This window comes from Bradyrhizobium zhengyangense, from assembly GCF_022012555.1.
Lineage (GTDB): Bacteria > Pseudomonadota > Alphaproteobacteria > Rhizobiales > Xanthobacteraceae > Bradyrhizobium > Bradyrhizobium zhengyangense.
Genome location: NZ_JAKLTZ010000059.1, coordinates 1 through 3,175 on the forward strand (window position 1 = coordinate 1; position 3,175 = coordinate 3,175).

Below are 3,175 nucleotides of genomic sequence, written 5' to 3' on the forward strand. Positions count from 1 at the left end.
TGTAACCGGCATGAGCCCCCCACCTGGGCATCGCGCGAATGAGCTGCGATACAGCCTGGCATGAACTGTTTTTTGGAGGTGGGCTATGGCAGATGCCATGCATGAAGCCAGGCTTGATGCCAGGCAGGAAAGCGGCTCCTATCGTCGGATCGAGGTGATCACAGGGCAGCGTCGACGACGGCGCTGGACGGCTGAAGAGAAGGCTCGGATCGTGGCCGAGAGCTTCGAGGAAGGGGCCAATATTTCCGAGGTCGCTCGGCGCCATGGCGTTGTCCGTGGGTTGCTGACGGTGTGGCGGCGCAAGTTCGCGACGGCAGTGAGCTTTCAGGCGCCAGGCTTCGTGCCGGTCCGGATCGCTTCCGAGAGCGGTCCGGCGACGGCAGACGAGTCGGACCGGTTAGCGTGCGCGCATAAGGTGCCGCCGCAGATGGCATCGGCTCCAGGCAAGCTTGGCGGAATGATCGAGATCGAGCTGGGCGGGGCACGCATCCGGGTCGAGCCCGGAGTGGAGCTGGCGACGCTTTCGACAGTGCTATCGGCGCTTCGGGGCATCCGTTGATTGCATTACGGTCTGACCTCAAGGTGGTGCTGGCGGCACAGCCAGTCGACTTTCGCAAGTCGGTGCACACGCTGTCGGCGCTGGTGAGCGAAGCGTTGCACGCGAACCTCGTATTGCGGCGACATCTTCGTGTTCCGCAGCAAGCGCGCGGACAGAGTGAAGCTTCTGGCATGGGATGGTAGCGGCATGGTGCTGGTGACGAAGTGGCTGCACCAGGGACACTTCACCTGGCCGCCGGTCCGCGACGGCGTGGTGCATCTGAGTGCGACACAACTCGCGATGCTGCTCGACGGACTTGAGTGGACGCGTGTTTCACACAAGCCTGTGAAGCAGCCGGCCGTTGTCGGCTGAGAGGCGAAGATTTTGCTGGAGCCTGTGATGGGCGGATATATCGTTCGATCATGGCGATTCGTCCCGAAGCTCTTCCGACCGATGCAGCGGCTCTGGCCGAGATGGTGCTCGCGCTTGACGCCGAGAACGAGAAGCTACGTGTGGCGATGCAGACGCTGAAGGAGATGATCTTCGGCAAGCGCTCAGAGCGGCTGGCGGCGATCGTGGCCGAGCAGCTCGCGCTCGAACTGGACGATCTCGCGACTGGCGTCACATCACCTGCGCCAGCCAACGACGATTTGCCTGCGACGAAGCCGGCTGGGAAGCCGCGCAAGAAGGCGAGGCGCAACATCGGCGCGCTACCCAAGCATTTGCCTCGCTGCGAGCAGGTGCTCGAGCCAGACACGACAGCGTGCCCGTGCTGCCAGGGCCTTCTGCACCGGATCGGCGAGGATGTGAGCGAGGTACTGGACGTGATCCCGGCGATCCTGCGGGTACTGCGCACGATTCGTCCCAAATACGCCTGCCGCGGCTGCACCGACGGCGTGGTGCAGGCGAAGGTGCTGCCGCGTCTGATCGACAGCGGCATGGCATCGACGGCACTCGTGGCTCACGTGGTGATCTCGAAGTTCGCCTGGTATCTGCCGCTGTACCGCCAGGTGCAGATCCTGGCCGGTCAGGGCCTTCATCTCGACCGCGCGACGCTCGCCGGCTGGGTGAAGCGTGCGGCATGGTGGCTTAAGAGTCTTTATGAGCTTCAGCTGCGGACGATCCAGGCTTCGCCGCGGCTGTTCTGCGACGAGACGCCGATGCCGGTGCTCGATCCCGGACGACATCGCACTCGTATCTGCCAGTTCTGGGCGCATGCGATGGATGATCGCCCATGGGGTGGCCCATCGCCGCCGGCGGTCGCCTATGTGTTTGCGGATGGCCGCGGCACCGAGGAGATCGCCGGGCAATTGGCCGGCTTCTCCGGCATTCTGCAGGTGGATGGCTATGCCGCCTACAAAGCGCTTGCCCGCGGTCAAGGCGGGGCGATCCAGCTGGCTTTTTGTCTCGCGCATGCCCGACGCAAATTCGTCGAGGTGTACAAGACGATGCAGTCGCCGTTCGCTCACGAAGTGATCGAGCGCCTGCAAGCGGTCTACGCCATCGAGGCCGAGATCCGTGGCTTGAGCGCCGAACAGCGGCTTGCCGCCCGCCGCACCAGGTCCGCACCGCTGATGGAGGTGCTGAAGGCGCGACTGACCTCGATGCTCGACCACCTGTTCTCCCAATCGAAGCTAGTGGAGGCCATCAACTATACGCTCAATCACTGGGACGGACTGACGCTATTTCTCCGCGATGGCCGCGTCGAGGTCGACAGCAACACCGTCGAGCGTTCAATGCGCCCGATTGCGATGGGGCGCCGTAACTCATTGTTCAGCGGCAGCGAGGGCGGCGCCGAGAGCTGGGCAATCCTTGCGTCGCTGGTCAATACGGCAAAGCTCCACGAACTCGATCCGCAGGCCTATCTGGCCGATGTGCTGGAGCGCATCGTCTCCGGTCAGACCAAGAGCCACCAGCTGCACGAACTTCTCCCCTGGAACTGGAAGGCGACCCGCGAGCTCAGCGCACGGGTGGCCGCATGACCCGCCGCCGCCGTTCATCATCTTCATCATCGATGGCGGCAGCCGCGATGCCGCTCGACGAACTTGAGCCTTGGCTACAGGCTCGTGCCGAGCAGCATCCCGTCGCCACCAGTCTTCCCATGCTCGACGGCTATGTCGCCGCGATCGTGGCCGGGCCGGTGTCGATGAGTCCGCTCGACTGGATCTGTCCGCTGCTCGCCATCGACGCCGACGCATTCAACCATGGCGGCACGCCGGAGTTCGCCGCGATTTCGGCCGTCGCGCTGCGCCACAACGACATCAGTAATGTTCTTTCCACCGCACCACATCGGTTCGCACCGGTCCATGGCCGCAAGCCGAATGGCGACGTTGATGCGCGGCCGTGGTGTCAGGGATTCCATGCCGCCATGCGGTTGCGACTATCAGCCTGGGGCCCACTGCTCGACGTCAGCAACATACACCACGGCTTGCTCCTGCCCATCCTGCTGCATTGCGTCGACGATCAAGGGCGTCCACTGCTTGGACCACCAAGGAAAGGCCGCGAGACCGAGGAATTCCTGCGCAACGCCCATGCCGACATTCCGGACGTCGTCGAGGCCATGCGTCAGTACTGGATGCCGACCCGCTACGCTCGCACAGGCTGATCACTGCAGACGTGGGAGCTCATACCGGTTAC

3 protein-coding genes and 1 pseudogene are annotated in these 3,175 nt (G+C 63.8%); all 4 read left to right on the top strand.

Annotated features, from left to right (window positions below):
- The first annotated feature begins 85 nt into the window (after positions 1-85).
- The 4 genes and pseudogenes from tnpA to L6639_RS42760 all read left to right on the top strand — a co-directional run bounded on the left by tnpA (position 86) and on the right by L6639_RS42760 (position 3,143).
- Positions 86-559: an IS66-like element accessory protein TnpA gene (gene tnpA / locus L6639_RS43710; RefSeq protein WP_128929538.1), complete on the top strand. Its 474-nt coding sequence runs from the start codon at positions 86-88 to the stop codon at positions 557-559.
- Positions 556-910: pseudogene (tnpB, locus tag L6639_RS42750) on the top strand (IS66 family insertion sequence element accessory protein TnpB). The gene tnpA and the pseudogene tnpB overlap by 4 nt, the downstream one beginning before the upstream one ends.
- A gap of 50 nt (positions 911-960) precedes the next feature.
- Positions 961-2,520: an IS66 family transposase gene (tnpC, locus tag L6639_RS42755; RefSeq protein ID WP_128929539.1), complete on the top strand. Its 1,560-nt coding sequence runs from the start codon at positions 961-963 to the stop codon at positions 2,518-2,520.
- Complete coding sequence (locus tag L6639_RS42760; RefSeq protein WP_232995571.1) at positions 2,517-3,143, top strand: UPF0149 family protein; 627 nt, start codon at positions 2,517-2,519, stop codon at positions 3,141-3,143. Before tnpC ends, L6639_RS42760 begins: the two co-directional genes overlap by 4 nt.
- The last annotated feature ends 32 nt before the right edge of the window (positions 3,144-3,175 follow it).